Raw genomic sequence first — 24540 nt, forward strand, 5'->3', positions numbered from 1 at the left:
GGTCGGTGGCGTTCTGGTCGTGGCGTTCTGGTCGATCGTGGCGGTGCTGGAGTCGGTGGCGGTCAGGTTCCCGGCGCCCGGTCGGTGTCCGAGGAGAGCACCGCGTCCAACTGGTCCTCGTCGAGGCCGCCGAGCACCGCCTCGACGACCCGGACGGCCAGAGCCTCGACGGTCGGTGCGTCGAACAGGTCCCGGAGCGGGAGGTCGACGCCGAAGTCGCGGCGGATCCGGGCGGCCAGCCGGGTGGCCAGCAGCGAGTGGCCGCCGAGCTCGAAGAAGTCGTCGCGGATGCCGACCCGGTCACGGCCGAGCAGTTCGCCGTAGAGCCCGGCGAGGGTCAGCTCGACCTCGTCGCGCGGCGCCTCGTAGCCGGCCTTGCGGACCGCCGGGGCGGGCGCCTCGGCGAGGGCCTTGCGGTCCGTCTTCCCGTTGGCGGAGAGCGGCAGGGCGGCCAGGGCGACGAGCGCCGCGGGCACCATGTAGCCGGGCAGCAGCCGGGCGAGGTGCGCGCGGACCTCGTCCTCCGCAGGTTCGCCGGGGCCGCCCGGGGCCGGCACCCAGTAGGCGACCAGCCGGGGTTCGCCCGGGGTGTCCTCGCGCAGCAGCACCACGGCCTCGGCGACCGCGGGGTGGCCGGTCAGCACGGCCTCGATCTCGCCGAGTTCGATCCGCAGGCCGCGCAGCTTCACCTGGTGGTCGAGCCGGCCCAGGTGCTCCAGGGCGCCGTCGGGGCGGCGCCGGACGAGGTCGCCGGTGCGGTAGAGCCGGGCCGCCGGGTCGGCGGAGAACGGGTCCGGCAGGAAGCGCTCGCCGGTGAGGTCGGGGCGGCCCCAGTAGCCGGCCGCGACCTGCACCCCGCCGAGGTACAGCTCGCCGGGCCGGCCGACCGGGACGGACGAGCCGTGGGCGTCCAGCACGTGCAGCTGCGTGTTGGCGACGGGGTGGCCGATCGGCACGCCCGCGGTGTCCTCGGGCGTGCACGTCCAGCGGGTGACGTGCACGGCCGCCTCGGTCGGCCCGTAGAGGTTGTCGATCGGGGCGGTGATGCCGGCGGCCCGGCAGCGGCGCACCAGTTCGCCGGGCAGCGTCTCGCCGCTGCACAGGATCTGTCGCACGCCGCGCAGCGCGTCCGGATCGGCGCCGTCCAGGAAGACCTGGAGCATCGAGGGCACGAAGTGCACCACGGTGATCCGCTGCTGCTCGATCACCTCGGCCAGGTAGCGCGGGTCGCGGTGGCCGTCCGGCTCGGCCAGCACCAGTGCGGCGCCCGAGGTGAGCGGCACCAGCAGCTCCCAGAGCGACACGTCGAAGCCGATCGGGGTCTTCTGCAGCACCCGGTCGCGGCCGTCGACCGCGAAGGCGTCGCGCAGCCAGACGGTGTGGTTGAGCAGCCCCGCGTGGGTGTTGACGACGCCCTTGGGACGCCCGGTGGAGCCGGAGGTGTAGAGCACGTACGCCGGGTCGGCGCCGTCGCGGCCGATCTCCGGTGCGGTGGCGGGGAATCCGGCGTCCTCGCCCGGTTCGACCAGGGCGGGCAGCGGGCCCTCCAGCCGGCTCGCGAGCTCCGCGGTGCCGATCAGCACGGGCACCTCGGCGTCGGCGAGGACGTAACCGAGCCGGTCGGCGGGGTAGGACGGGTCCAGCGGCACGTAGGCGGCGCCCGCCCGGAGCACCGCGAGCAGGGCGGTCACCAGGGCGGGGGAGCGCTCCAGCAGCACGCCGACCCGGTCGCCCGGCCGCACCCCGAGGGCGACCAGCCGGTGCGCCAGGCGGTTGGCCCGGCGGTCGAGTTCGCGGTATCCGACCTGCTCGTCGCCGCGGACCAGGGCGACGGCGTCCGGGGTGCGGTCGGCCTGCTGCGCGACCAGGTCGGCGACGGTGGCGACGGCGGGCAGCTCCAGCCCGGTGGCGTTCCAGGCGGCGAGCTGCCGCTCCTCCTCCCCGGTGAGCAGCGGCAGCCGGGAGACCGGCAGCGCCGGGTCGGCGGCGGCCCCGGCGAGCAGCCGGCCCAGGTGGCCGTGCAGCCGCTCCACGGTGGCCTGCTCGAAGAGGTCGCGGTCGTACTCGTAGGCGATCCGCAGTCCGCCGTCCGCGCCCGTCTCCAGCACCACGCACAGCTCGGCCCGGGCGCCGGAGGTGTCGACCTCGGCGGTGCGGGCCCGCAGCGGGCCGGGCCCGTCGCCCGCCGGGTGTGCGTTGAAGGCGAACAGCACCGGAGTGAACGGGCTGCGGCCGCCGCGGCCGGGGGCGAGCTCCTCCACCAGCCGTTCGAACGGCGCCTCCTGGTGCTCGAAGGCGCCGAGCACCCGCTCCCGGACCTGTCCGAGCAGGTCGGTGAAGGCCGGATCGGCGGAGAGGTCGGCCTGCAGCAGCAGGGTGTTGAGGAAGAAGCCGGCGGCGGACTCGAACTCGGGTCGACCGCGGCCGCTGACCGGCACCGCGACCGGGACCCGGGGGCTGCCCGTCCAGCGGTGCAGCAGTGCCTGGAAGCCGGCCAGGGCGGTCATGAAGAGCGTGCTGCCCGCCGACCGGCCGAGGGCCTCCAGCGCGGCGGTGAGGTCCGCGGGCAGGGTGCGGCGCAGGACGGCGCCGCGCCCCCGGCCGGCGGCGCGCGACCCGTCCACCGGCAGCTCCAGCGGTTCGACGCCGGAGGCGAGTTCGGACCGCCACCAGGCGAGGTCGGCGTCGACCGCGCCGGAGCCGGCCCGCTCCTGCTGCCAGGCCGCGAACTCCCGGTACTGTCCGGGCTGCCCGCCGAAATCCGGTGCGCGGCCCGCCGAACGGGCCCGGTATGCCTGCCAGAGCTCGTCCAGCAGCACGTCCACCGACCAGCCGTCGCTGTTGATGTGGTGCTGGGCGAGGACGACCCGGGCGGCGCCGCCGGGCAGCAGGACGGCGGCGGCCCGCAGCACCGGGCCGTTCTCCAGGTCGAACGGCAGATCGGCCTCGGCCCGTGCGGTGGCGGCGAGTTCCTGCTCCGCCTCGGCGGCGGGCAGGGCGGTCAGGTCGACGGTCCGCACCGGGACGGCGGCGGGCGGGTCGACCACCGGGCGGAGGTCCTCGCCCTCGGCGGTGTAGCGGGTGCGCAGTGCCTCGTGCCGCTCGACGAGGTCGCCGAGGGCGGCCGCCAGCGCGTCGGTGTCCAACTCGCCCGGCCAGTCGACCTGGTGGCAGATGTGGTAGGCCGGGTTGTCGGGCTCCAGCCGGTGCAGGAACCAGAGCCGCCGCTGCCCGGGCGAGAGCGGCGCCGGTGCCTCCGCCGGACCGGGCGGGGCGTCCGCGGCCTCCAACCGGTCGAGCAGGGCCTGGCGCTGCTGCGGGTCCAGGCCCGCGAGCAGTTCCTCGATGCCGTCCATCGCCGTCTCCTCCTCGGGCGGGCCGGGTGCTGGCTGGTCAGCGGGCCGTGGCGACCCAGACGTAGTGCTCGGAGTTCGGGCCGTACGGCGACTCGTCGTAGCCGCCGTACTCGCGCTCGATGGTGAAGCCGGCCTGCTGCAGGGTGCGGCGGACCTCGTTCGGGTAGCGGTAGTAGTTCTTCCGGAAGGTGTGCCGGCGCTCGGTCACCAGTCCGTCCTCGTCCAGCAGTTCGCTGACCCGGCGGCGGGTGATGGACTGCTCCTGGAGGTCGTAGGTGTTGTAGTCCCACATGGCGATCCGCTGCCCGGTGCCGGGGTGACGGATCTCGCCCGCGAGGTAGAGGCGCTCGCTGTACTTGGCCATCTCGTCGAAGCGGAAGTACGGGATGCCGGAGACGAACCGGCCGCCGGGGGTGAGGTGTTCGCGGACGGTGGCGAGGGCCTCGGCCCAGTCCTCGTCGTTCGCGCAGTGGAACAGCGGCTGCCCGGCGGCCAGGATCAGCGGGAAGCGCTCGCCGAGGCGGACCGTCCGCAGGTCGCCCTCGACGAAGCGCACCGCGGACTCGTCCAGGCCCTCGGCGACGGCGTTGCGGCGGCCCTGCTCCAGCATCGAGACGGACAGGTCGACGCCGACGCCGCTGCCGGCGATCCGCACCGCGGGCAGCAGCACCCGGCCGGTGCCGGCCGCGAGTTCGAGCACGGGACCGCCGAACTCCTTCACGGTGGAGAGGAAGAACGGCAGGTCGAGCTTGTTCAGCCCGGCCCACAGGGTGTCGTACAGGTCGGCCTCGAAGAAGTAGTCGTCGTCGGCTGCGGGCTGGGGCGTCGTCCCGGTGGTCATCGGATCTCCTCGGTCGTGGCGGTGGCGGTGGCGGTGGCGGTGGCTGTGCCGGTGTCGGTGGTGGCCGTGCTCGTGGCGGCGCGGGAGATCAGGGCCCGGATCTGCTCCTCGGAGAGGGCGGCCATCCGGGCGCGCAGGCGGCGGTCGGTCTCCTCCTGCGCGGCGGCCAGTGCGGGGTCGACGGCGCCCGCGGCGAGCCGGGCGACGGTCGGGAAGCGGAACAGCGCGTGCAGCGGCACCTCCACGGCGAAGGCGCGGCGCACCCGGCCGAGCAGGCGGGTCGCCAGCAGCGAGTGGCCGCCGAGTGCGAAGAAGTCGTCGTCGGCGCCGACCTCGGACAGGCCGAACACCTCGGCCCACAGCGCGGCGAGCCGGGCCTCGGTGCCGGGCCGCGGTGCCCGGAACGGCGGGCGCAGCGCCCCCGGGTCGGGCAGTGCCGCCCGGTCGACCTTGCACGCCGGGGTCAGCGGCAGCGCGTCCAGCACCACGAAGCCGGCCGGCAGCATCGGCTCCGGCAGCCGCTCGGCGAGCCACTCCCGCAGTCCCTCGGGCGCGACGGTGCCCCGGCCGGGCACGGTCAGGTAGCCGACCAGCGCGGCGTCGCCGCCCGCGGGGGAGTGCAGCACGACCACGGCCTCCGCGACGCCCGGGTGCTCCACCAGGCGGGCCTCGATCTCGCCCGGCTCGATCCGGTGGCCGCGGAGCTTGACCTGCCGGTCGGCGCGGCCGAGGAAGTCCAGCCGGCCGTCGGTGCGCCAGCGGACCAGGTCGCCGGTGCGGTAGAGCCGGGCGCCCGGCGGCCCCTGCGGGTCCGGGACGAACCGCTGCCGGGTGAGCTCCTCGGCACCCAGGTAGCCGCGGGCCAGGCCGGCGCCGCCCAGGTACAGCTCGCCGACGGCGCCGCGCGGCACGAGTGTGCCGTCCGCGGCCAGTACCCGGGCCACGACGTTGTCGATCGGCCGGCCGATGTCCGCGGGCCCCTCGCCGGTGCCCTCCGGGGCGACCTCGCCCTCGGTCGCGACCACCGCGTTCTCGGTGGGCCCGTAGTGGTTGACCACGGTGAACGGCAGCCCGGGCCGCGGCCGGCGGCGCAGCAGCTCGCCGCCGGTGAGCAGCGAGCGCAGCGGCAGCGCCGTGCAGCCCTCCTCGGCGAGCACCGCCTCGGCCAGCGGCGTCGGCAGGAAGGCGACGGTCGCCCCGGAGCCCGCCAGCCAGGCGGTCAGCCCGGCCGGGTCGGTGCGGACCGCCGCGTCGACCACCGCGACCGAGGCCCCGGCGGCCAGGTAGGGCCACAACTCCCAGACGGCGGCGTCGAATCCCTGTGCGGCGAGCATGGTGCCGCGGTCCTCCGGGGTGATCCGGTGGCGGCGGTTGTGCCAGTGGCAGAGGTTGAGCAGGGCGCGGTGCTCGACCAGGACGCCCTTGGGACGTCCGGTGGAGCCGGAGGTGTAGATGGCGTAGGCGAGGTCGTCCGCGGCGGCGGGCCGGTGGTCGGCGCCCTCGGGCTCGCCGGCGGCGGGCTCGGAGGGTTCGGCGGAGGTCGCGGCGTTGGGGTGCTCGGCGTCGGTGAGCAGCAGGGCGGCAGCGGAGGCCGGCAGCCGGTCGGCGCACCGGGTGTCGGTGACGACCAGCGGGGTGCCGCTGTCGGCGAGCATGTGGGCGAGCCGGTCGGCCGGGTACTCCGGGTCCAGCGGTAGATAGGCGCCGCCGGCCTTCAGTACGGCGAGCAGCGCGCCGACCAGCTCCGGCGAGCGCTCCAGGCAGACCCCGACCAGGGTGCCGGGGCCGACCCCGCGGCCGGTCAGCCGTTCGGCCAACCGGTCGGCGTACGCGTCGAGTTCGCCGTAGCCGACGGCGCGGTCGCCCTGCACCACGGCCGGCCGGTCGGGCGCGGCGGCGGCGTGCCGGGTGACCAGCTCGTGCACCAGCGGCGCGGTGGGGTGCGGAACGGGGCTGCTACCGAGCGCGGCGAGTTCGGCGGTCTCGCCGGCGCCGGGGGCGGCCAGGTCGGCGAGCGCGGCGGTCGGGTCCGCGGCGGCGGCGGCGAGCAGTGCGGTGATCCCGGTGAGCAGCCGCTCGGCGGTGGCGCGGTCGAACAGGTCGGTGCGGTGGTCGAGTTCGAGTCCGAGCGTGCCGTCCGGGAGCTCCCGGGCGAACAGGTCGAGGTCGAAGCGGGCCGCGCCCGGGTCGAAGGGGAACTCGCTCGCCCCGGCCGGTCCGAGGTCCAGCCGTGGCGGCGGGGTGGAGAGGTAGGAGAGGGCGACGGACACCAGCGGCGGGCGGCTGAGGTCGCGGGTGGGCGCCACCGCCTCCACCAGCCGGTCGAAGGGCACGTCCCGGTGGTCCGCGGCGGCGAGCACCGACTCCCGCGTCCGGGCGAGGAGTTCGGCGAAGGACGGATCGCCGGAGAGGTCACCGCGCAGCGGCAGCAGGTCGACGAAGAACCCGGCGAGCCGTTCCAGTTCGGGCCGGTCGCGGCCGGCCATCGCACCGCCGACGGCGATGTCCGTGCTGCCCGTCCAGCGGGCCAGCACGGCCTGCAGGCCGGCGAGGACCGCCATGAAGAGGGTCGCCCCCTCGCCCTTGGCGGCCGAGCGCAGCGCGGCCGTGGCGGCGGCGGGCAGCACGGCGGACACCCGGGCACCGGTGAAGGCCTGGACGGCCGGCCGCGGCCGGTCGGTGGGCAGCTCCAGCGGGGCGAGCCCGGCGAGCCGCTCCGTCCACCAGCCGAACGAGGAGCCGGTTCCGGTGGTGTCGTGCCGCGCCTCCCAGACGGCGAAGTCGGCGTACTGGAGCGGGGGTTCGGGCAGTGGTGAGGGCTCGCCGCGGAGCAGCGCCGGGTAGATCGCGGACAGTTCCTCGCAGAGCACCGCGAGTGTCCAGTGGTCGGCGACCAGGTGGTGGACGGTGAGGGCGAGGACGTGGTCCTCCGCCGCCAGTTGCAGCAGTCCGGCCCGCAGCAGCGGCCCCTGCGCCAGGTCGAAGGGGACGGCGCAGTCGTCGGCGAGCAGGCTGCGCGCGGAGTCCAGGGTCTCCTGCTCGGAGCGGCCCGGGGTGAGCTCGGCGACGGGCAGGGCGAGCCCGGTGGCGGGCTGCGGGCACTGCACCGGTGTGCCGTCGGCGGTGGTGCGGAAGGCGGTGCGCAGCGACTCGTGCCGGACGAGCAGGGTGTCGAGGGACCGGCGGAGCACGGCGGTGTCCAGCGGACCGCGCAGCCGGAACGCGGTCGACACGTGGTAGGCCGCGGTGCCCGGGTACAGCTGCTCGACGAACCACAGCCGGCGCTGGGCGGCGGAGAGCGGCGCGGGCGCGTCCCTCTCCGGCCGCGGCGGGATCCGGTCGTCGGCCGCAGAGCCGCCGGCCGCCCCGCGCAGTCGCCGGGCGAGCAGCGAACGGACGCCGGCCGCACGGGCGTCGGGCGCACCGGTGTCGGTCGAACGGGCGTCGACCGTACGGGCGTCGGGCGGGGCTTCGGCTGGGTCGTGGACCATCGGGCAACACCTCTTCGGCTGGGGCGGGCCCTTCGGGCCGGGACGGGCGCGCGTGCGGGGTGCAGTGGCCGTGCTCGGCACCGCCCGCGGACGGCGGCGTGGTGCGTCGCGCCGCCGTCCGCGGGTCGGCGTGGCGGACGAACGGGTGCCCGTGCCGGGTCGTGCCGGCCCTGGGCGTGGCAACCGGCGGGGCGTGGTGCGATGCGGTGCCGGGGTGCCGGGGTGCCGGGGTGCGGTGGGTGTCAGGGTGCGGCGGCGCGGATCAGTTCGGCGGCCGTCCGGACGACCGGCTCCCGGACGACGTCGTAGTGGCCGCCGGGGACCTGCCGGAGGTGCAGCGGGCCGCTCACCCGCGCGCGCCACTCGGCGGGGTCGACGGCGGAGTCCTCGGCGTGCAGCAGGGTGACCGGTCCGGCGTACGGGCCGGGCACGTGGGCCTGCATGGCGCGGGTGGCGGCCCGGTAGCCGTGGTGCCGGGCGGCCAGGTCGGTGCCGTCCAGCCCGAGGTCGATGCCGTGCTCGCGCAGCGCGGTGACCGCTGCGTCCAGCGCCTCGTCCGGCGGGAGCCGCCAGACCGCGGGGTCGACGGGAAGCCGGTCGCCGGGCAGGGCGTCGGGTCCGGCGGAGTCCACCAGGTCGGCGACGAAGCGCTGCAGGGTGGCCGGGCCGTCCCAGGCGGGCACCGCGGCCGGCCAGCTCATGGTGTCCAGCAGGACGACCGGCGGCGCCGCCCCGGCGGTCGCGAGCCGGCGGGCCGCCTCGTACGCGACCAGGCCGCCGAAGGACCAGCCGGCGAGCACCGCCGGGCGGTGTCCGGCGGCGGCCAGCAGCGCGAGGTAGCCCTCGGCCGTCGACTCCACCGTGATGGGCCCGTCCGGCCGTTCCTCGGCGGCGACGGCGAGCACCGGCCGGCGTCCGGCCAGCAGCCGGGCCAGCCCGGTGTAGCAGAACACCCCGCCGCCGATCGGCGGGCACAGCACGACGGCGCCTGCCCCGCGGTCGGTACCGGGGTGCAGTTCGACCAGGGTGCCGCGGGCGGCCGGTGGCACGGAGGGGCGGCCGCGGCCGGCGCGCAGCGCGTCCAGCAGGGCCTGCTTCTGCGGCGAGAGGGAGGCCACCCGGCCGTCGGCGGGCGGCACGGCGGGTGCGGGTGGCACGCTCGGTCCGGGCGGCACGGTCTCCTCCTGCGCGGTCGACGGGCGGCGGACGGTCACGGCCGGGGCGCCCCGGCCGGCACCAGGCGGTGCCGGTGCAGCGCCTCGTAGTGCGGGAGCTGGGCGCGGTGGTAGTCGGCGAGCAGCGGGGTGTTCGCCACCGTGTGCGGGTAGCTGCGCTCGGAGCGGACGAAGCCGGTGCTCCGTTCCGCGTCCACGTGCCAGCGCTGCGCCCTGCCCCAGCTGTCGTGCGCACCGGCCCGCCAGCTGAGGTCCTGCGGGCGGTGGTCGAGTCCGGCGCGCTCGCAGTAGGCCCGGACGGTGCCCTCCGGGTCGTCCAGCAGCGCGTCCGAGTCGACCACGGCGGGGACGGACCCGGTCTCCGCGGCGACCGCGTCGAAGAGTTCGCGCAGCCGGCCGAAGCCGATCTCCGGCTCGGTGAGCGCGGGGTTGAGCGCGTAGTGCGAGGCGATCACCTCGTCCGGGCGGCGGATGATGAACGTGTGCCGCACCTCGGTGAGGAACCGGGGGTCCGCCAGGACGCCGGGGTAGTGGAAGTCGGTGGTGTCCTTGAAGAACACCAGGCGTTCGCGGGAGAGCCGCAGGATCGCGGCGATCAGCTCGGCCTCGCTGCGCACGGCCGTGCCGTCGACCTCCGTGCTGCCGAAGTCCGCAAGGTGCGAGAACGGTTCGTGCAGGGTGACCACGCCGGGGCGCTGCATCATCATCCGCAGGAATGCGGTCGACCGGGAGCGGGGTGCGCTCCACAGTGCGATCGCCCCGGTGGTGGTCGGCGGTTCCTCCGCACTCATGGCGCATTCCTTTCCCGGGTGGTTCGGTGCGGCGAGGCTAGCAACGCCCGGGGCCGGCCCGGAACCCCGGAATTGCTGTGGGCGGCACGCCGTTTCGGCCTGTCAGCGCCATGCTTACGACCGCGACCTGCGGAGCCTGTTCCCGCGCGGTGGCGGGCGGTGGAATTCCGTTGACCCGCGGCCGTGGAATTGAACGATTCGGGTACGCCCGCGGATCGGACCGAAGCATTCCGTTGACCGGGAAATCACTGCCGGGGCGGAGGCCGAACTCCGGTGATTCCGGCTAGCTTTCGATGCAGCAGTGCGGCCGAGTCCACGTGAAGAGGGAATGTGACCGACACATCCACACCCCCCGGCACATCAACACCGCAGGCCAGTGCACCGCGCTACCGCGTGGTGGAGCTGGCCGCCCACCGCAACAACCAGGCCGCCACCCGGGTGCACACCACCGGGGCGGGCGGTTTCAACGTCTGGCGCAACTCCTTCCCCGCCGAGCACCTGCCCCCGGGCGGGTCCGAGGTGGAGGTCGGCGGGGTGCCGTTCAGCTTCCCGCCGGTCGGCGAGGGCGACGACAACGTGCGCTGCGACGGCCAGTTCGTCGAGGTGCCGGCCGGCCGCTACGACTGGATCCACCTGCTCGCCGCCGCCGAGCGCCGCACCGAGGACACCGTCGAACTGCACTACGCCGACGGCTCGGTGGACAGCGAGTGGCTGCGCGTCTCGGACTTCTGGTCGGCGCCCGCCTGGTTCGGCGAACTGCCCGCCCTCCGGACGCCCGTCATGCACTACCCGTACCACGTGCAGCCCGGGCTCAGTGCCCACCTGTGGGCGCAGCGCGTCCCGGTGCCGCGGCGCACCGCGCTGGCCGGCCTGCGGCTGCCGCGGAACATCGCGGTGCACCTCTTCGCCGCGACCGTGCAGGAACCGCCGCCCGGCACCGCCGGGCTGCCCGCCACCCACCGGGAGGAGGACGGCCGTGACCACTGACCACCCGCCCCGGGTGCACCACATCACCGGTGCCCCGCCCGAGTTCTGGTACCGCGACCTGGCCAGCTGCCTGCAGGCGACCTTCGGCTCGGTGCTGCTGCGGGCCGGCCACGACCCGCTCGAAGTCCTCGGCACCGCCTGGCAGTTCCTGTACCGCCCGGGCGAGGTCCGCTCCGAGGAGTTCTACTTCCCGACCCGGCACGAGGACGACCTCGGCCGCGGCATCGCCCCGCACCACCCGCTGACCTCCGCCTGGCGGGTCCCGGACGACCCGGCGGACCCGCTGGTCGGCCTGCGCGCCGCGCTGGACGCCGACCGGCTGGTCATCGCCGCCGTCGACAACCACCACCTGCCGTTCCGGCCCGCCTACCACGACGTCCACGCGGCCCACCTGGTCACGGTGTTCGGCCTGGACGAGCACCGCGGGCTGGTGCACGTCGCCGACGCCACCCCGCCGGCCTTCCGCGGCGCCGTCCCGCTGGACGCCTTCCTGGCGGCCTGGGACTCGGCCAACCCCTCCGACGTGCAGGACGCCTTCTTCAGCGACTCCCGGATCGGTCGGCGCTGGCTGGACGTCCGGGTCGGCGGCCCGTACCCGGAGACGACGCCCGCCCGGCTCGCCGCGGTGCTGCGCGTCGACGCCGAGCTGTTCACCACCGGCAAGGCCGACGGGCCGGACGGCGCCGCGGGCCTCGCCGGCCTCGCAAGGTTCACCGAGGAGCTCGTCGACCGGTCCCGGGCCGGCGACCCGGCGGCGATCCGCGACCTCTACCCGTTCGGCTGGGGCATGCAGGCGCAGGCCTCGCTGCACGGCGAACTGCTCCGCCGCCTCGGCGCCGCCTGGCGGCTGCCCGTCCTGGCAGGGGCGGGCCGCGCCGTGGAGAGCGTCGCGCATGCCTGGACGGGCGTGCGGATGACCGGCGCGCACGGCCGGGACGACCCGGCGGCCGCCGCCGGCGGCCTCGCCCGGCACACCGCCGTGCTGCGCCGCCGCTACGCCGAGGCCGTGGAGGCCGTCCACGAGGCGCTCGACGCGCTGCCGGGCCCTGCCTGAGCGACCCCGCCCGGACGCCGCGTGCCGAGCATCCCGTTCCGGACATCCCGTTCCGGGCACCGCTTTTCGAGTGCCGCACCCCCACCGCGATCCCCGAGGAGTCCCGCATGAACAGGCTCGCCGTGCTCGGCGGCCCCCCGGCCGTACCGCGCGAGCAGCGCGACGTCGAATGGCCGGTCATCGACGACGAGGACCGCAAGGCCGTGCTGGCCGCCCTGGACGGCGGCCGGCTGGTCTCCAACGCCGACGGCGAGACCCCGGTCAGCGCCCTGGAGCGGCGGTGGAGCGAGCGGTTCGGCTTCGCCCACACCATCGCCGTCTCCAACGGCACCGCGGCGCTGTCGCTGGCGCTCTCCGCGCTCGGCGTCGGGCCCGGCGACGAGGTGATCGTGCCGGCGCTGAGCTTCATCGCGACGGGCCTCGCGCCCGTCCACCAGATGGCCGTGCCGGTCTTCGCCGACATCGACCCCGTGACCTTCAACCTCGACCCGGACGACGTGGAGCGCCGGATCACCCCGCGCACCCGGGCGATCCTGCCCGTCCACCTCCACGGCGCCCCCGCCGACCTGGACCGGCTCGGCGACATCGCCCGCCGGCACGGCCTCGCCCTGGTCGAGGACGCCGCCCAGGCCCCCGGCGCCCTGCACCGCGGCCGGCCGGTCGGCGGGATCGGCGAGTTCGGCGCGTTCAGCCTCCAGGTCACCAAGAACATCCCCACCTGCGGCGAGGGCGGTCTGCTGGTCACCGCCGACGACGCGCTCGCCGAAACCGCCCGCAAGGGACGGCAGTTCGGCGAGGTCATCGAGCCCGGCCGGGACCGCGACTACATCTCCTACCGGCTCGGCTGGAACCACAAGATCAACGGACTGCAGGCCGCCTTCGCCTCCTCCCAGCTCGCCCGCTTCGACGGCTACGAGCAGGTCCGGCAGGAGAACATCACCCGCTTCCTCGCCCGGCTCGACGGCCTGCCCGGCCTCACCGTGCCGACCGCGCTGCCCGGCACCGTGCACGTCTGGCACATCCTCAGGTTCCGCTTCGACCCCGCCGCGGCCGGCCTCGACGGCATCGCCCCGGGCCGCTTCCGCACCGTGCTGCGCCGGCTGCTGCGCGCCGAGGGCGTTCCCGTCTCGCAGTACCAACTCGTGCCGCTGCCCGAGCAGATGGTCTTCCGCGACCGAGAGGGCTTCGGCAAGGGCTACCCGTGGACGGTGCTCGGCGGCGACGCCCCGGAGCCCGGCGACCACCCCGTCACCCGGGCCGTCATCGAGGACTCGCTGACCATCCAGAAGCGCCACCTCAACCCCGCCTCCGGCCCGCTGCTCCAGCACTACGCGGACGCCTTCGAGAAGGTGTGGGCCAACCTCGACACGGTGGCCCGGCTCGCGGCGGCAGCCCGATGACCGCGCCCGCCGGCGCCCCCGTACCGCGCTGCAGCGCGGAGGAGTTGGCCGACACCGCCCGCCGGGTCCGGGAGCACGTCGTCGACATGTGTGCCGGCCCCGAGGGCGGCCACCTCGGCGGCGCCTTCTCCAGCACCGAGATCCTCACCGCGCTGTACTTCGCCGTGCTGAACACCGACCCGGCCGACCCCGCCGACCCGGACCGCGACCGCTTCGTGCTCAGCAAGGGCCACGCCGCCGTCGGCCTCTACGCGGTGCTCGCCGAACGCGGCTACCTGCCCACCGCCGAGCTCGCCGACTACGGACGCCCGGGCACCCGCCTGATGGGCCACCCCGTCCGGGCCGTCCCCGGGGTCGAGATGCCCACCGGCTCGCTCGGCCACGGCCTCGCCCTCGCCTGCGGGTTCGCCCTCGGCCAGCGCCTCGACGGACGGGCCGCCCGCAGCTTCGTGCTGATGGGCGACGGCGAACTCCAGGAGGGCTCGGTCTGGGAGTCGGCGATCGCCGCCGCCTCGCTGCGGCTGGACAACCTGGTCGCCGTGATCGACCGCAACGGCCTCCAACTCACCGGCCCCACCGAGGGGAAGGCCCCGATGGCGCAGCTCGCCGAGCGCTGGCGCAGCTTCGGCTGGGCCGTCCGCGAGAGCGACGGCCACGACCCGGCCGCCCTGGTCGAGCACCTGGGCTCCGCCCCCTGGGAGCCCGGCCGCCCCAGCCTGCTGATCTGTCACACCGTCAAGGGGCGTGGCGTGCCGTTCCTGGAGGGCCGGCCCGCCGCCCACTACGTCACCCTCTCCGCCCGCAACCACGCCCGCGCCCGCGCCGCGCTGCGCGCCGCCGCACGAGCTGCCGCCACCGCCGGGGAAGACACCGTCACCGCAGGGAGGCCGGCATGAGCTGGTCCGCGCTCGCCACCGCCCCGCCCCAGCAGACGCCGCCCCAGCAGACGCCTTCGCAGCAGGCCCCGCCACCGGAGGCCACCCGGACCGCCTACCGGGACCGCCTGCTGGCCCTGCTGCCCACCGACCCCCGGCTGATCTGCCTCGACACCGACACCGGCCTGTTCGGCCCCGACCAGGTGGCCGCCGCCGGACGGCAGTACCTGGACCTCGGCATCGCCGAGCACAACCTGATGGGCATCGCCGCCGGCCTCGCCGCGAGCGGGCGGATGCCCTTCGTCAACACCATGGCCGCCTTCGCCGCCACCCGGGCGCTGGAGGCCGTGAAGATCGACATCGCCTACCCGGGCCTGCCGGTGCGCATCATGGCCACCCACGGCGGCCTCGCCGCCGGCCACCTCGGCCCCACCCACCAGGCCCTGGAGGACCTCGCGGTGATGCGGGCACTGCCCGGCATGACCGTGGTGGTGCCCGCCGACGCCGCGCAGGCCGCCGCCTTCGTCGACCGCAGCCTCGACCTGCCCGGTCCGCTGTACGTCCGGCTCGGCCGCAAGGCCACCCCCGCCCTGCCGGCCGGCACCCCGCCGCCCGTCCTCGGCCGGGCCCAGACGCTGCGCAGCGGCCGGGACGCGGTGCTCGCCGCCTGCGGCCCGTACCCGGTGCAGGCCTGCCTGGCCGCCGCCGCCGAACTCGCCGCCGAGGGCGTCGAGTGCACCGTGCTCAACGTGCACACGCTGCGCCCCTTCGACACCGCCGCGCTGGTCGAGGCCGCCGACCACAGCGGGCTGGTGGTCACCGTGGAGGAGCACTGGCGCAGCGGCGGCCTCGGCGGCGCGGTCGCCGAGGCGCTGGCCGAGGCCGCGCCCGCCCGGGTGCTGCGGATCGGCATGCCCGGCACCTTCACCGACACCGTCGGCGGCCACGAGCACCTGCTCGCCCACTACGGCATCACCCCCGCCCGGGTCGCCGACACCGTCCGCGGCGCGCTGGGCATCGGCCCGGCCCCGGCCATCGACTGACGAACCGTCAGACCCATCAGTCCAGACCTGCTCACGAGAGGAAACCCGATGCCCGCGACCGACGTCCTCGCCTGTCCCAGCTGCGAGGCCGACGTGGCCTTCGCCGTCCCGCCGGTGCTCGCCGAGATCACCGAATGCGCCGAGTGCCGCACCGAGTTGGAGGTCGTCGCCACCGACCCGGTGCTGCTCGCCCTCGCGCCCGAGGTCGAGGAGGACTGGGGCGAGTGAGCGGGGCCTCCCCGAGGCCCCGGATCGCCCTGCTGGCCTCCAGGATCGGCTTCGAGGAGAAGCGGATCCTGGAGGCCCTGGCCCGGCACGGCCTCAGCTGCACCCACCTGGACACGCGCTCCCTGCACCGGGAGCCGGACGCCGCCCCCGCACCGTGGGACGCCGTCCTCAACCGGGAGATCTCCGCCACCCGGGCGCTCTACGCCGCGCTCGCCCTCGAAGCCGCCGGGACGAAGGTGCTCAACAGTGCCGCCGCGACCGAGACCTGCGGCGACAAGTGGCGCACCTCGGTGGCGCTGCGCCGGGCCGGCGTGCCCACCCCGCGGACCGCCCTCGCCCTCACCGCGGAGGCCGCCGAGGCCGCCGCCGAGGAGCTGGGCTACCCGGTCGTCCTCAAGCCGCTCACCGGCTCCTGGGGCAGGCGGGTCGCCCTGCTGCGCGACCGGGACACCGCCCGCAGCCTGTTCGAGTACTGCGAGGCGATGCCCTCGCCGGCCGGCCGGCTGGTCTACCTGCAGGCGTACGTCGACAAGCCGGACCGCGACATCCGGGTCGCCGTGATCGGCGGCCGCGCGGTCGCCGCGATCTACCGCCGCTCCGCGGACTGGCGCACCAACGTCGCCCGCGGCGCCACCACCGAACCCTGCCCGCTCACCGACGACCTCGCCAAGCTCGCCGTCGCCGCCGCGGACGGCGTCGGCGCCGGCATCGCCGGGGTCGACCTGGTCGAGGACGCCCGAGGAGGCCTGTACGTGATCGAGGTCAACCACCGCGTGGAGTTCGCGGGCCTGCAGGCCGCCGCGGGCGACCGTGTCGACATCGGCGCCGCGATCGCCGGACACCTGATCGAGGAGGCCGCCCGATGACCCGGGTCGCCGTGCTCGGCGCCGCCGGCTACATCGGTGGCGAACTGCTGCGGCTGCTGGTCGGCCACCCGGAGGTGGAGGTCGCCGCCGCGGTCTCCTCCCGCTTCCCCGGCCGCCGCGTCGACACCGTCCACCCCAACCTGCGCGCCGTCACCGACCTGGTCTTCACCGACCCGGAGGAGGCCGCCCGGCACACGTACGACGCCGTGCTGCTGGCCACCCCGCACCGCAAGACCGCCGAACTCGTCCGGGACTGGTCCGGCCGGGTGAAGACGGTGATCGACCTGTCCGGCGACTTCCGGCTGCGCGACGCCGACGTCTTCGAGCGGTACTACGGTGCCGAGCACCCGATGCCCGAACTGCTCGGCAGCTTCACCCCCGGCATCCCCGAGCTGTACCGCGAGGAACTGCGCACCGCGGACCGGATCAGCGTCCCCGGCTGCATGGCCGCCGCCGGGCTGCTGGCGATCGCCCCGCTCTCCGCGCGCGGCCTGCTCACCGGCCGGGTCGAGCTCGACGCCCGGACGGGCTCCAGCGGCTCCGGGGTGACCGCCGGCGAGGCCAACCTGCACGCCGAACGCAGCGGAGCGATGCGGGTGTTCGCCCCCGTCGGCCACCGGCACGAGGCGGAGATCGCCCAACTCACCGGCCTGGAGGTGCGGATGACGGCCACCGGGGTGGAAGCGGTGCGCGGCGTCCAGGTGGTCGCCCGGGTCGAGGCCGCCGAGGGCGTCGACGACCTGGCGATCCGCCGCGCCTACCGGGAGGCCTACCGGGACGAGCCCTTCGTCCGGATCGTCGCCCAGCGCCGCGGCACCTACCGCTACCCGGAGCCCAAGATCCTGCTCGGCTCCAACTTCTGCGACGTCGGCCACGTGTACGACGGGAAGAGCGGGCGGCTGGTGCTGATCGCGGCCCTGGACAACCTGGTCAAGGGCGGCGCCGGCAACGCCGTGCAGTGCCTCAACATCCGCACCGGCCGCCCGGAGGGCCTCGGCCTCTCCTTCCCCGGCCTGCACCCGATCTGACGTTCGGTCATCAAGCGAGCGAAAGGACGCCGATGGCACCCCTCACCGTCGTCAAGTGCGGCGGCAACCGCGAGGTCGACGCCGCGGGCATCTGCGCGGACGTCGCCGCCCTCGTCCGGGCCGGGCGGCGGGTCGTGCTCGTGCACGGCGGATCCGCCGAGATCGACCGGCTCGGCGACCGCCTCGGCGTCCCGCACCGCCGCCTCACCGCCCCCGACGGCGTCTCCGCCCGGCACACCGACACCGCCACCCTGGAGGTCGTCACGCTCGCCCTGGCCGGCGCCGTCAAACCCCGGCTGGTCGCCGGACTGCAGGACCACGGCGTCCCCGCGGTCGGCCTCACCGGCCTGGACGGCGGACTGCTGCGGGCCCGCCGCAAGCGCGCCCACCGGGCCGTGGTCGACGGCCGCACCGTGCTCGTCCGCGACGACCACAGCGGCCGGATCACCGAGGTGCGCACCGGCGTCCTCACCGCCCTGCTCGACGCCGGGTTCGTCCCCGTCGTCTCCCCGCCGGCCGCCGCCGAGGACAGCCGTCCGGTGAACGTCGACGCCGACCGTGCCGCCGCCGCCGTCGCCGGGGCGCTCGGTGCCGACCGGCTGCTGCTGCTCACCGGCGCCCCCGGGGTGCTCGCCGACCCGGCCGACCCGGACTCGCTGCTGGACCGCTGCGAGGTGCCCGCCGAGGGCGCCCCGGGGCACTTCGCCCGCGGCGGGATGGCGCTCAAACTGGTCGCCGCCCGCGAGGCACTGCTCGCCGGCGTGGGACGGGTCACCGTCGCCGACGGCCGCACCCCCGGCGCGCTCGCCCGCGCCCTGGACGGCGCCGGCACCGAGATCGCACTCACCGCCCACGCGACCCCGGCAGGTGGCGCATGACCCCCGCCGAGGCCGACGCCGCCGTCGAACTGCTGGAGTCCGCGATCGCCGTCCCCTCGCCCTCCGGCGAGGAGCACCCGCTCGCCCTCCACCTCGCCGCCCGGATGCGCGCGGCCGGGCTCACCGCGAGCATCGACGCCGCCGGGAACGTCATCGGCGAGACCGAGCCGCGGCCCGGCCCGACCGTGATGCTGGTCGGCCACCTCGACACCGTCCCCGGTGAGCTGCCGGTCCGCCGCACCGGCGGGGTGATCACCGGACGCGGCGCCGTCGACGCCAAGGGGCCGCTCGCCGCGATGATCAGCGCCGTCGCCGCGGAGGCCGACTTCCCCGGCCGGCTGGTCGTCGCCGGGGTGGTCGAGGAGGAGACCCCGCGCTCGCGCGGCGCCGTCCACCTCGGCCGCACCCGCCCGGCCCCCGACGCGCTGATCGTCGGCGAACCGGGCGGCTGGCAGGGCGTCGTCCTCGGCTACAAGGGCAAGCTCGACCTGCGCTACCGGGTCGCCCGCGCCGCCACCCACCCCAGCAACCCCGAACCCAAGGCCACCGAGGTCGCCGCCGCCTTCTGGCAGCACCTGCTGGACCTGCTCGGCCCCGACGCCGGCCACGCCTCCTTCGGCACCCCCGGTGCCACCCTGGTCGCCATGCACGGCGACGCCGCCGCCGCGGAACTCGAGATCGGCGTCCGCACCCCCGTCGGCTTCGACATCCCGGCCTTCACCGCCGCCCTGCGCGAACGCGCCGACGGCGGCACCCTCGACGTCCTCAACGCCGTCGACGCCGTGCTCTCCCCGCGCACCGACCCGGTCGTCCGCGCCCTCACCGCCGGCGTCCGCGCGGCCGGCGGCACCCCCCGGCCCACCCGCAAGACCGGCACCTCCGACATGAACACCCTCGCCGAGGTCTGGGACGTCCCGATGGCCACCTACGGCCCCGGCGACAGCGCCCTCGACCACTGCGACGACGAGCACATCGCCGTCGACGACTACCTGCGCGGTATCGCCGTCCTGCGCACCGCGCTGCGTCACCTCGCCGCCCTGCCGCCGCGGACGGCAGTACCCGCCGCCGGGCCCGCAGCGGCCGGCACCCACCCCGACCGACCCGACACCCACCCCGCGGCCCCCGCGGCCCGCCAACCGGAAGGCGTCCTGCGATGAGTGAGCTGATCAACCGCCTCGCCAAGCTCCCGGGCGAGCGGCGCGCCGCCTTCCTCGCCCAACTGCGCGGCGCCGGGGCCCGGCCCGAGGCCGAGCTGCGCCCCCGCGAGGACCGCGAGCGCCCGGTGCCGCTCTCCTTCGCCCAGGCCCCGCTCTGGTTCCTCGACCGGCTCGCCCCCGGCCTCGCCACCTACAACGTCACCACCGCCTACCGCCTCGACGGGCCGCTCGACACCGACGCCCTCGCCCGCGCCCTGGCCGCAGTGGTCGACCGCCACGAGGCGCTGCGGACCCGCGTCCGCGAGACGCCCGAGGGGCCCGTCCAGGAGATCGCCGGGCACCAGTTCGTCGACCTGGCGCCGCTGCCCGCCGAGGGCACCTCCCCGGACGAACGCGAGGCCCGGGCCGAGCGGTTCGCCGAGGAGTTCGCCCGCCGCCCCTTCGACCTGGAGACCGGACCGCTCTGGCGCGCCGCCCTCCTCCGGTTGGAGCCCGAACGCCACCTGCTCGTCCTCGCCGTGCACCACATCGTCTGCGACGGCTGGTCGCTCGGCGTCGTCGCCCGCGAACTCGCCGCCGGCTACGCGGGCGAGGCCGTCGCACCTCCGCCCGTCCAGTACGCCGACCACACCCTCTGGCAGCGCGCCCGCCTCACCGGCCCCGAACTCGCCCGCCTCACCGGCTTCTGGCGCGAACGGCTCGCCGGACTGCCCACCGTCGACCTGCCCGCCGACCGCCCGCGCCCGCCCGAGGTCCGGTACGAGGGCGCCCACCGCAGCCGGCTGCTGCCCGCCGAACTCGTCCCCCGGGTGCGCGAACTCGCCCGCAGCGAGGGCACCACCCCGTACACCGTGCTGCTCACCGCCTTCCTGCTGCTGCTCCAGCGCTACAGCGGCCAGCACGACCTGGTGGTCGGCTCACCCACCGCCAACCGCGACCGGGTCGAGATCGAGGAACTGGTCGGCTTCTTCGTCAACACCCTGCCGATCCGCGTCGACCTCGACGGCGAGCCCACCGGCCGCGAGGCCCTCGCCCGGGTGAGCGCCGCCGTCCGGGACTCCTTCGCCCACGGGGAGCTGCCCTTCGAGCAGATCGTGGACGCCGTCCGGCCGCCCCGCGACCCCTCCCGCTCGCCGCTCGTCCAGCTCGCCTTCACCTACCAGAACGCCGACCGGCCGCTGCAGCTGACCGGCCTGACGGTCGACCAGTACGCCGTCGACCCCGGCACCTCGCGCTTCGACATGAGCTGGAACGCCACCGAACGCGCCGACGGCCTCGACCTCTACGTCGAGTACGCCACCGCCCTGTTCGACCCGGCGACCGTCGACCGGATGACCGCCCACTACGGCACCCTGCTCGACGCCCTGCTCACCGACCCCGGCGCCGAGACCGGCCGGCTGCCGCTGCTCTCCGCCGAGGAGCACGCCGAACTCACCGGCGGCACCTTCGACGGCGCCCGCCGGCCCGTCCCCGCCGGCACCCTCGCCACCGCCTTCGCCGAGCAGGCCGCCCGCACTCCGCAGGCCGTCGCCCTCACCGTCTCCGGCCGCGACACCAGCTACGCCGAACTCGACTGCGCCGCAGATGAGTTGGCCGAGGTCCTGCGGGCCGCCGGGGCCCGTCCGGGCGAACGCGTCGCGCTGCTGCTGCCCCGCAGCGAGGAGCTCCTCACCGCCGTCCTCGCCGTGCTGCGCACCGGCGCCGCCTACGTGCCGCTGGACGCCGCCAACCCGCCCGCCCGGATCGCCGCCGTCCTCGCCGACGCCACCCCCGTCGCCGTCCTCGCCACCGACGCGACGGAACACGGTCTGCCGACCGGCTCCCCGGCCCGCCGGATCGTCCACCGCGACGGCCGCTGGCACCCCGAAGGCGGCGCCCTGGTCGCCCTGTCGGAATCCGGCGGCGAGGCCGACCCCGGCAGCACCGCGTACGTCATCTACACCTCCGGCACCACCGGCACCCCCAAGGGCGTGCCCATCACCCACCGCAGCGCCGTCGCCTTCGCCGACTCCGTCCGCCGGCTCTTCGAGCTCACCCCGGACGACCGGGTGCTCGGCTTCGCCTCCGCCGCCTTCGACGTCTCCGTCTTCGAGACGTTCGCCGCCCTGCTCACCGGCGCCCGGCTCTGCCTCGCCACCGACGAGGAACGCCTCGACCCCGCCCGGCTGCAGGACCTGATGGAGCGCCAGTCCGTCACCGTGGTCGACCTGCCGCCCAGCGTGATGACGCTGCTGGAACCCGAGCGGCTGCCCGCCCTGCGGATCGTCTTCGTCGGCGGCGAGGCCTTCCCCGGCGAGCTCGTCAACCGCTGGAACCCCGGCCGCCGCTTCTTCAACGGCTACGGGCCCACCGAGTGCACCGTCACCATGATCGTCCAGGAGTGCGCCGGCCACTGGACGGCGAGCCCGCCGATCGGCCTGCCGATGGACAACCACGTCGCCCACGTCCTCGACCGCCACCTGCAGCCCGTCCCGTACGGCGTGCCCGGCGAACTCGTCATCGGCGGCGCCGGATTGACCCCCGGCTACCTCAACGCCCCCGACCTCACCGCAAAGAAGATCGTCGCCGACCCGTTCGGTACCGCCCCCGGCGGCCGCCTCTACCGCACCGGCGACCTCGTCCGCCGCGAACCCGGCGGCGCCATCACCTTCCTCGGCCGGATCGACCAGCAGGTCAAGCTCCGCGGCCTGCGGATCGAACTCGGCGAGGTCGAAGCCGCGCTGGCCGCCGTCCCCGGCATCGGGCAGGCCGCCGCCGCCGTCCGGACGGACCCGCTCGGCGAACGCCACCTGGTCGCCTACACCACCCCCGCCGACGGCGCCGAACCCGCCGTCCCGGCCGCCCTGCGCGCCGCCCTCGCCGAACGCCTCCCCGGCTGGATGCTCCCCGCCCACTACGTCGCCCTGCCCGCCCTGCCGCTCACCACCAGCGGCAAGGTCGACCGGCGCGCCCTGCCCGAACCCGACCCCGCCACCCGGCCGCGCGGCGGACCGGCCACCGCCCCTCGCACCGAGACCGAACGCATCCTCGCCGAGGAGGTGTTCGCCGAAGTCCTCGGCACCGACGGGATCTCCGTGCACGACAGCTTCTTCGACCTCGGCGGCACCAGCCTGCGCAGCACCCGGCTGCTCGCCCGGATCCGCGAACGCTTCGGCGTCGAGGTGCCGCTCGCCGAGTTCTTCCGCGGCCCCACCGTCGAACACCTCGCCGCCCTCGTCGACCGGGCCCGCGCCACCGCACTCGACGACGACGCCCTGATCGGCCTGATCGAGCGGATGTCCGAGGACGAGGCCGCCCGGCTGCTCGCCGGCGGCGGTTCCGCCTCCTGACCCCTTTCCGCCAGTCGTCCGAGCCCCCCGGAGGAGCACCAGATGGACCACTCGACGGGCCACCCGCCCACCGCCGACGGGCTCGACGTCTTCCGCCGCGACGTCCGCGAGCGGCTCGCCGGCCCCGCCGTGCGGGCCGCCCTCGACGCCTGGCGCGCCGCCCCGGGACCGGACGCCGACGAGCGGCCGCTCTACCGCGAACTCGGCCGCCAAGGGCTGCTCGCCCCCGACTGGCCCGTCGAGTACGGCGGTCGCGGCCTCGGCCGCGCCGAGGCCGCCGCGCTCTACGAGGAACTCGTCCGGGCCGGCGTCCCCGACACCCTGCACGTCAACACCGTCCAGATCGTCGGCCTGTTCCTGCTGATGGCGGGCACCCCCGAACAGAAGGCCGCACACCTGCCCGCCATCGCCGCCGGCGAGCGCTTCGCCAGCGTGCTCTACACCGAGCCCGAGACCGGCTCCGACCTGGCCGCCCTGCGCACCACCGCCGTCCGGGACACCGCGTCGGGGCCCGCGGACGGCTGGCGGCTGGACGGCACCAAGGTGTTCAGCCTGAAGAGCGACCGCACCCACCTCGGCCTGTGCGCCGCCCGCACCGGCCCGGCCGACGGCCGCTACCACGGCATCAGCCTCTTCCTGGTCGACCTCGCGGCGGAGGGGGTGCACCGCAGCGTGATCCCCGGCCTCGCCGACGAACGGTTCCACCAGGTGGAGCTGCGCGGCGTCCGCGTCGGCGCCGACGCGCTGGTCGGCACCGAACACCAGGGCTGGCCGCTGCTCACCCAGGCGCTCGCCGTCGAACGCACCGGCCTGGACTACGCGTTGAAGGCCGAACGCTGGTACCGGGCCGTCCTGGTGCAGGGCCTCGACCGGTCCGAGGAGATCGCCCGGTACGGCGCCGCCGTCGACGCCGCCGCCCTCTTCGCCGCCCGCCTCACCGCCGGGGTCCTCGCCCCCGCGGACGGCGGAGGTCACACCGCCGAGGTGGACGAACCGCTCTCGGCCGCCGCCAAGTACTACACCAGCGAACTCGCCCAGGAGATCGCCGGCTGGGCCGCCGCCCACGGCCTCTCGACGCCCGGCACCGACCCCGGCCTGGAGGCCGGCTACCGGGAAGCACCCGGACTCACCCTCTCGGCCGGCACCTCCGAGGTGATGCTCCAGGTCGTCGCCGGAGCCGGCGCCCTCGACCCGGGCGACGACCTCCTGCAACAGCAACTCCGGCAAGCCGTACGGAAACTGCTCGACCGGGCGGTCACCGAGAGGCCCCGGCCCGGAGTCCACGACGCACCCGCCGAGGACGGCCCCGACTGCCCCTCCTGGCCCGCCCTCACCGAACTCGGCGCCCCGCTCTTCGAGGTGCCCGCCGAGGCGGGCGGACTCGACCTCGGCCTCGCCGCCGCCACCGTCGTCGCCGAGGAACTCGGACGGGCCGCCCTCCGCGGCCCCTACCTGGACACCGCCGCCGCCCTCGACCTGCTCGACCCGGACGCCGTCGGCCCCGCCGCGGAGGCCGCCTGCGCCGGAACGCCACTGCCCGCGCCGACCCTCCCGCCGACCGGCCCCGCCACCGCCCGGCAGCGGATCCGGCAGGCCGCCCACCTGCTCGGCCTGGCCGCCGGCGCCACCGGCGAGGCCATCGGGCTCAGCCACCGCCGCGAACAGTTCGGCCGTCCGCTGGCCCAGTGGCAGGGCGTCGCCCTGCCGCTCGCCCGCCAGCTCGTCCGGATCGAGGCGGGCCGCCTGCTCGTCCGCCGCGCCGCCGCCCTGGCCGACTCCGGCGCCCCCGAGACCCTGCTCGCGCGGTCCGCCGCCGAGGCCCTGGCCACCGCCGCGGAAACCGCCCTGGAGGCCGTCCGCACCGCCGTCCACACCGCGGGCGTCCGCGGCCTCACCGCGGCCACCCCCCTGCACCTCCACTACCGCCTCACCCGCACCGAAGCCGTCCGCCTCGCCACCCCCGCCACCCTCTGGCACACCGCCGGCTCGGCGCGCCTCGCGGAACTCGCCGGCCGGTAGTCGTCCGGCCGATCACGGGCGG

At 76.1% G+C, this 24540-nt stretch carries 17 protein-coding genes; 12 read left to right on the forward strand and 5 right to left on the reverse strand.

From position 1 onward, the window contains the following. Positions 1-62: 62 nt before the first annotated feature. From AB0442_RS19550 to AB0442_RS19570, 5 genes are all read right to left on the reverse strand, one after another. Entirely contained in the window at positions 63-3356 is a 3294-nt protein-coding gene (locus AB0442_RS19550; protein WP_366164200.1) for an amino acid adenylation domain-containing protein, read from the reverse strand. 37 nt (positions 3357-3393) lie between these two features. Continuing rightward, on the reverse strand, positions 3394-4197 hold the full coding sequence (locus tag AB0442_RS19555) for a class I SAM-dependent methyltransferase (protein WP_366164201.1): 804 nt from the start codon (positions 4195-4197) through the stop codon (positions 3394-3396). Beyond that, positions 4194-7688: an amino acid adenylation domain-containing protein gene (locus tag AB0442_RS19560; protein ID WP_366164202.1), complete on the reverse strand. Its 3495-nt coding sequence runs from the start codon at positions 7686-7688 to the stop codon at positions 4194-4196. The genes AB0442_RS19555 and AB0442_RS19560 overlap by 4 nt, the downstream gene beginning before the upstream one ends. A gap of 242 nt (positions 7689-7930) precedes the next feature. Further along, positions 7931-8902 carry an alpha/beta fold hydrolase gene (locus AB0442_RS19565; protein WP_366164203.1) on the reverse strand — a complete coding sequence of 324 codons (972 nt, stop codon included), beginning with the start codon at positions 8900-8902 and terminating at the stop codon, positions 7931-7933. Further along, positions 8899-9654: a sulfotransferase family protein gene (locus AB0442_RS19570; protein ID WP_366164204.1), complete on the reverse strand. Its 756-nt coding sequence runs from the start codon at positions 9652-9654 to the stop codon at positions 8899-8901. Before AB0442_RS19570 ends, AB0442_RS19565 begins: the two co-directional genes overlap by 4 nt. Positions 9655-9984: 330 nt before the next feature. On the opposite strand from AB0442_RS19570, the gene AB0442_RS19575 reads away from it, so the two are divergent. The 12 genes from AB0442_RS19575 (at position 9985) to AB0442_RS19630 (ending at position 24518) form a co-directional block, all read left to right on the forward strand. Further along, the gene (locus tag AB0442_RS19575) at positions 9985-10641 is read left to right on the forward strand and encodes a hypothetical protein (protein WP_366164205.1); all 657 of its coding nucleotides are present in this window, start codon (positions 9985-9987) and stop codon (positions 10639-10641) included. After that, positions 10631-11695 (forward strand): BtrH N-terminal domain-containing protein, encoded by a 1065-nt coding sequence (locus AB0442_RS19580; protein WP_366164206.1) that lies wholly within the window; start codon positions 10631-10633, stop codon positions 11693-11695. Before AB0442_RS19575 ends, AB0442_RS19580 begins: the two co-directional genes overlap by 11 nt. Positions 11696-11802: 107 nt before the next feature. After that, a complete protein-coding gene (locus AB0442_RS19585) occupies positions 11803-13095 on the forward strand; it encodes a DegT/DnrJ/EryC1/StrS family aminotransferase (RefSeq protein WP_366164207.1) in 1293 nt (430 codons plus the stop codon). Continuing rightward, positions 13092-13991 carry a transketolase gene (locus AB0442_RS19590; RefSeq protein WP_366164208.1) on the forward strand — a complete coding sequence of 300 codons (900 nt, stop codon included), beginning with the start codon at positions 13092-13094 and terminating at the stop codon, positions 13989-13991. The genes AB0442_RS19585 and AB0442_RS19590 overlap by 4 nt, the downstream gene beginning before the upstream one ends. Continuing rightward, a complete protein-coding gene (locus AB0442_RS19595) occupies positions 13988-15013 on the forward strand; it encodes a transketolase C-terminal domain-containing protein (protein ID WP_366164209.1) in 1026 nt (341 codons plus the stop codon). The genes AB0442_RS19590 and AB0442_RS19595 overlap by 4 nt, the downstream gene beginning before the upstream one ends. 48 nt (positions 15014-15061) lie before the next feature. Beyond that, positions 15062-15241, forward strand: a complete 180-nt coding sequence (locus AB0442_RS19600; protein WP_366164210.1) for a lysine biosynthesis protein LysW — start codon at positions 15062-15064, stop codon at positions 15239-15241. Continuing rightward, positions 15238-16107 (forward strand): lysine biosynthesis protein LysX, encoded by an 870-nt coding sequence (gene lysX / locus AB0442_RS19605; RefSeq protein WP_366164211.1) that lies wholly within the window; start codon positions 15238-15240, stop codon positions 16105-16107. The genes AB0442_RS19600 and lysX overlap by 4 nt, the downstream gene beginning before the upstream one ends. Then, complete coding sequence (gene argC, locus AB0442_RS19610) at positions 16104-17135, forward strand: N-acetyl-gamma-glutamyl-phosphate reductase (protein WP_366164212.1); 1032 nt, start codon at positions 16104-16106, stop codon at positions 17133-17135. Before lysX ends, argC begins: the two co-directional genes overlap by 4 nt. A 32-nt stretch (positions 17136-17167) precedes the next feature. Beyond that, entirely contained in the window at positions 17168-18013 is an 846-nt protein-coding gene (locus AB0442_RS19615) for a [LysW]-aminoadipate kinase (protein ID WP_366164213.1), read from the forward strand. Next, positions 18010-19170, forward strand: a complete 1161-nt coding sequence (locus AB0442_RS19620; protein WP_366164214.1) for a M20/M25/M40 family metallo-hydrolase — start codon at positions 18010-18012, stop codon at positions 19168-19170. The genes AB0442_RS19615 and AB0442_RS19620 overlap by 4 nt, the downstream gene beginning before the upstream one ends. Beyond that, positions 19167-22499 (forward strand): amino acid adenylation domain-containing protein, encoded by a 3333-nt coding sequence (locus tag AB0442_RS19625; RefSeq protein WP_366164215.1) that lies wholly within the window; start codon positions 19167-19169, stop codon positions 22497-22499. Before AB0442_RS19620 ends, AB0442_RS19625 begins: the two co-directional genes overlap by 4 nt. Before the next feature lie 42 nt (positions 22500-22541). Continuing rightward, positions 22542-24518: an acyl-CoA dehydrogenase family protein gene (locus AB0442_RS19630; RefSeq protein ID WP_366164216.1), complete on the forward strand. Its 1977-nt coding sequence runs from the start codon at positions 22542-22544 to the stop codon at positions 24516-24518. Positions 24519-24540: the final 22 nt, after the last annotated feature.

This window comes from Kitasatospora sp. NPDC085895, assembly GCF_040702125.1.
Taxonomy (GTDB): Bacteria; Actinomycetota; Actinomycetes; order Streptomycetales; family Streptomycetaceae; genus Kitasatospora; species Kitasatospora arboriphila.

Bases quoted from the DNA above. Each gene is read 5' to 3' on its own strand.
- AB0442_RS19550 (WP_366164200.1), bottom strand. From the start codon at position 3,356: ATGGACGGCATCGAGGAACTGCTCGCGGGCCTGGACCCGCAGCAGCGC.
- AB0442_RS19555 (WP_366164201.1), bottom strand. From the start codon at position 4,197: ATGACCACCGGGACGACGCCCCAGCCCGCAGCCGACGACGACTACTTC.
- AB0442_RS19560 (WP_366164202.1), bottom strand. From the start codon at position 7,688: ATGGTCCACGACCCAGCCGAAGCCCCGCCCGACGCCCGTACGGTCGAC.
- AB0442_RS19570 (WP_366164204.1), bottom strand. From the start codon at position 9,654: ATGAGTGCGGAGGAACCGCCGACCACCACCGGGGCGATCGCACTGTGG.
- AB0442_RS19585 (WP_366164207.1), top strand. From the start codon at position 11,803: ATGAACAGGCTCGCCGTGCTCGGCGGCCCCCCGGCCGTACCGCGCGAG.
- AB0442_RS19590 (WP_366164208.1), top strand. From the start codon at position 13,092: ATGACCGCGCCCGCCGGCGCCCCCGTACCGCGCTGCAGCGCGGAGGAG.
- AB0442_RS19595 (WP_366164209.1), top strand. From the start codon at position 13,988: ATGAGCTGGTCCGCGCTCGCCACCGCCCCGCCCCAGCAGACGCCGCCC.
- AB0442_RS19600 (WP_366164210.1), top strand. From the start codon at position 15,062: ATGCCCGCGACCGACGTCCTCGCCTGTCCCAGCTGCGAGGCCGACGTG.
- argC (WP_366164212.1), top strand. From the start codon at position 16,104: ATGACCCGGGTCGCCGTGCTCGGCGCCGCCGGCTACATCGGTGGCGAA.
- AB0442_RS19615 (WP_366164213.1), top strand. From the start codon at position 17,168: ATGGCACCCCTCACCGTCGTCAAGTGCGGCGGCAACCGCGAGGTCGAC.
- AB0442_RS19620 (WP_366164214.1), top strand. From the start codon at position 18,010: ATGACCCCCGCCGAGGCCGACGCCGCCGTCGAACTGCTGGAGTCCGCG.
- AB0442_RS19625 (WP_366164215.1), top strand. From the start codon at position 19,167: ATGAGTGAGCTGATCAACCGCCTCGCCAAGCTCCCGGGCGAGCGGCGC.
- AB0442_RS19630 (WP_366164216.1), top strand. From the start codon at position 22,542: ATGGACCACTCGACGGGCCACCCGCCCACCGCCGACGGGCTCGACGTC.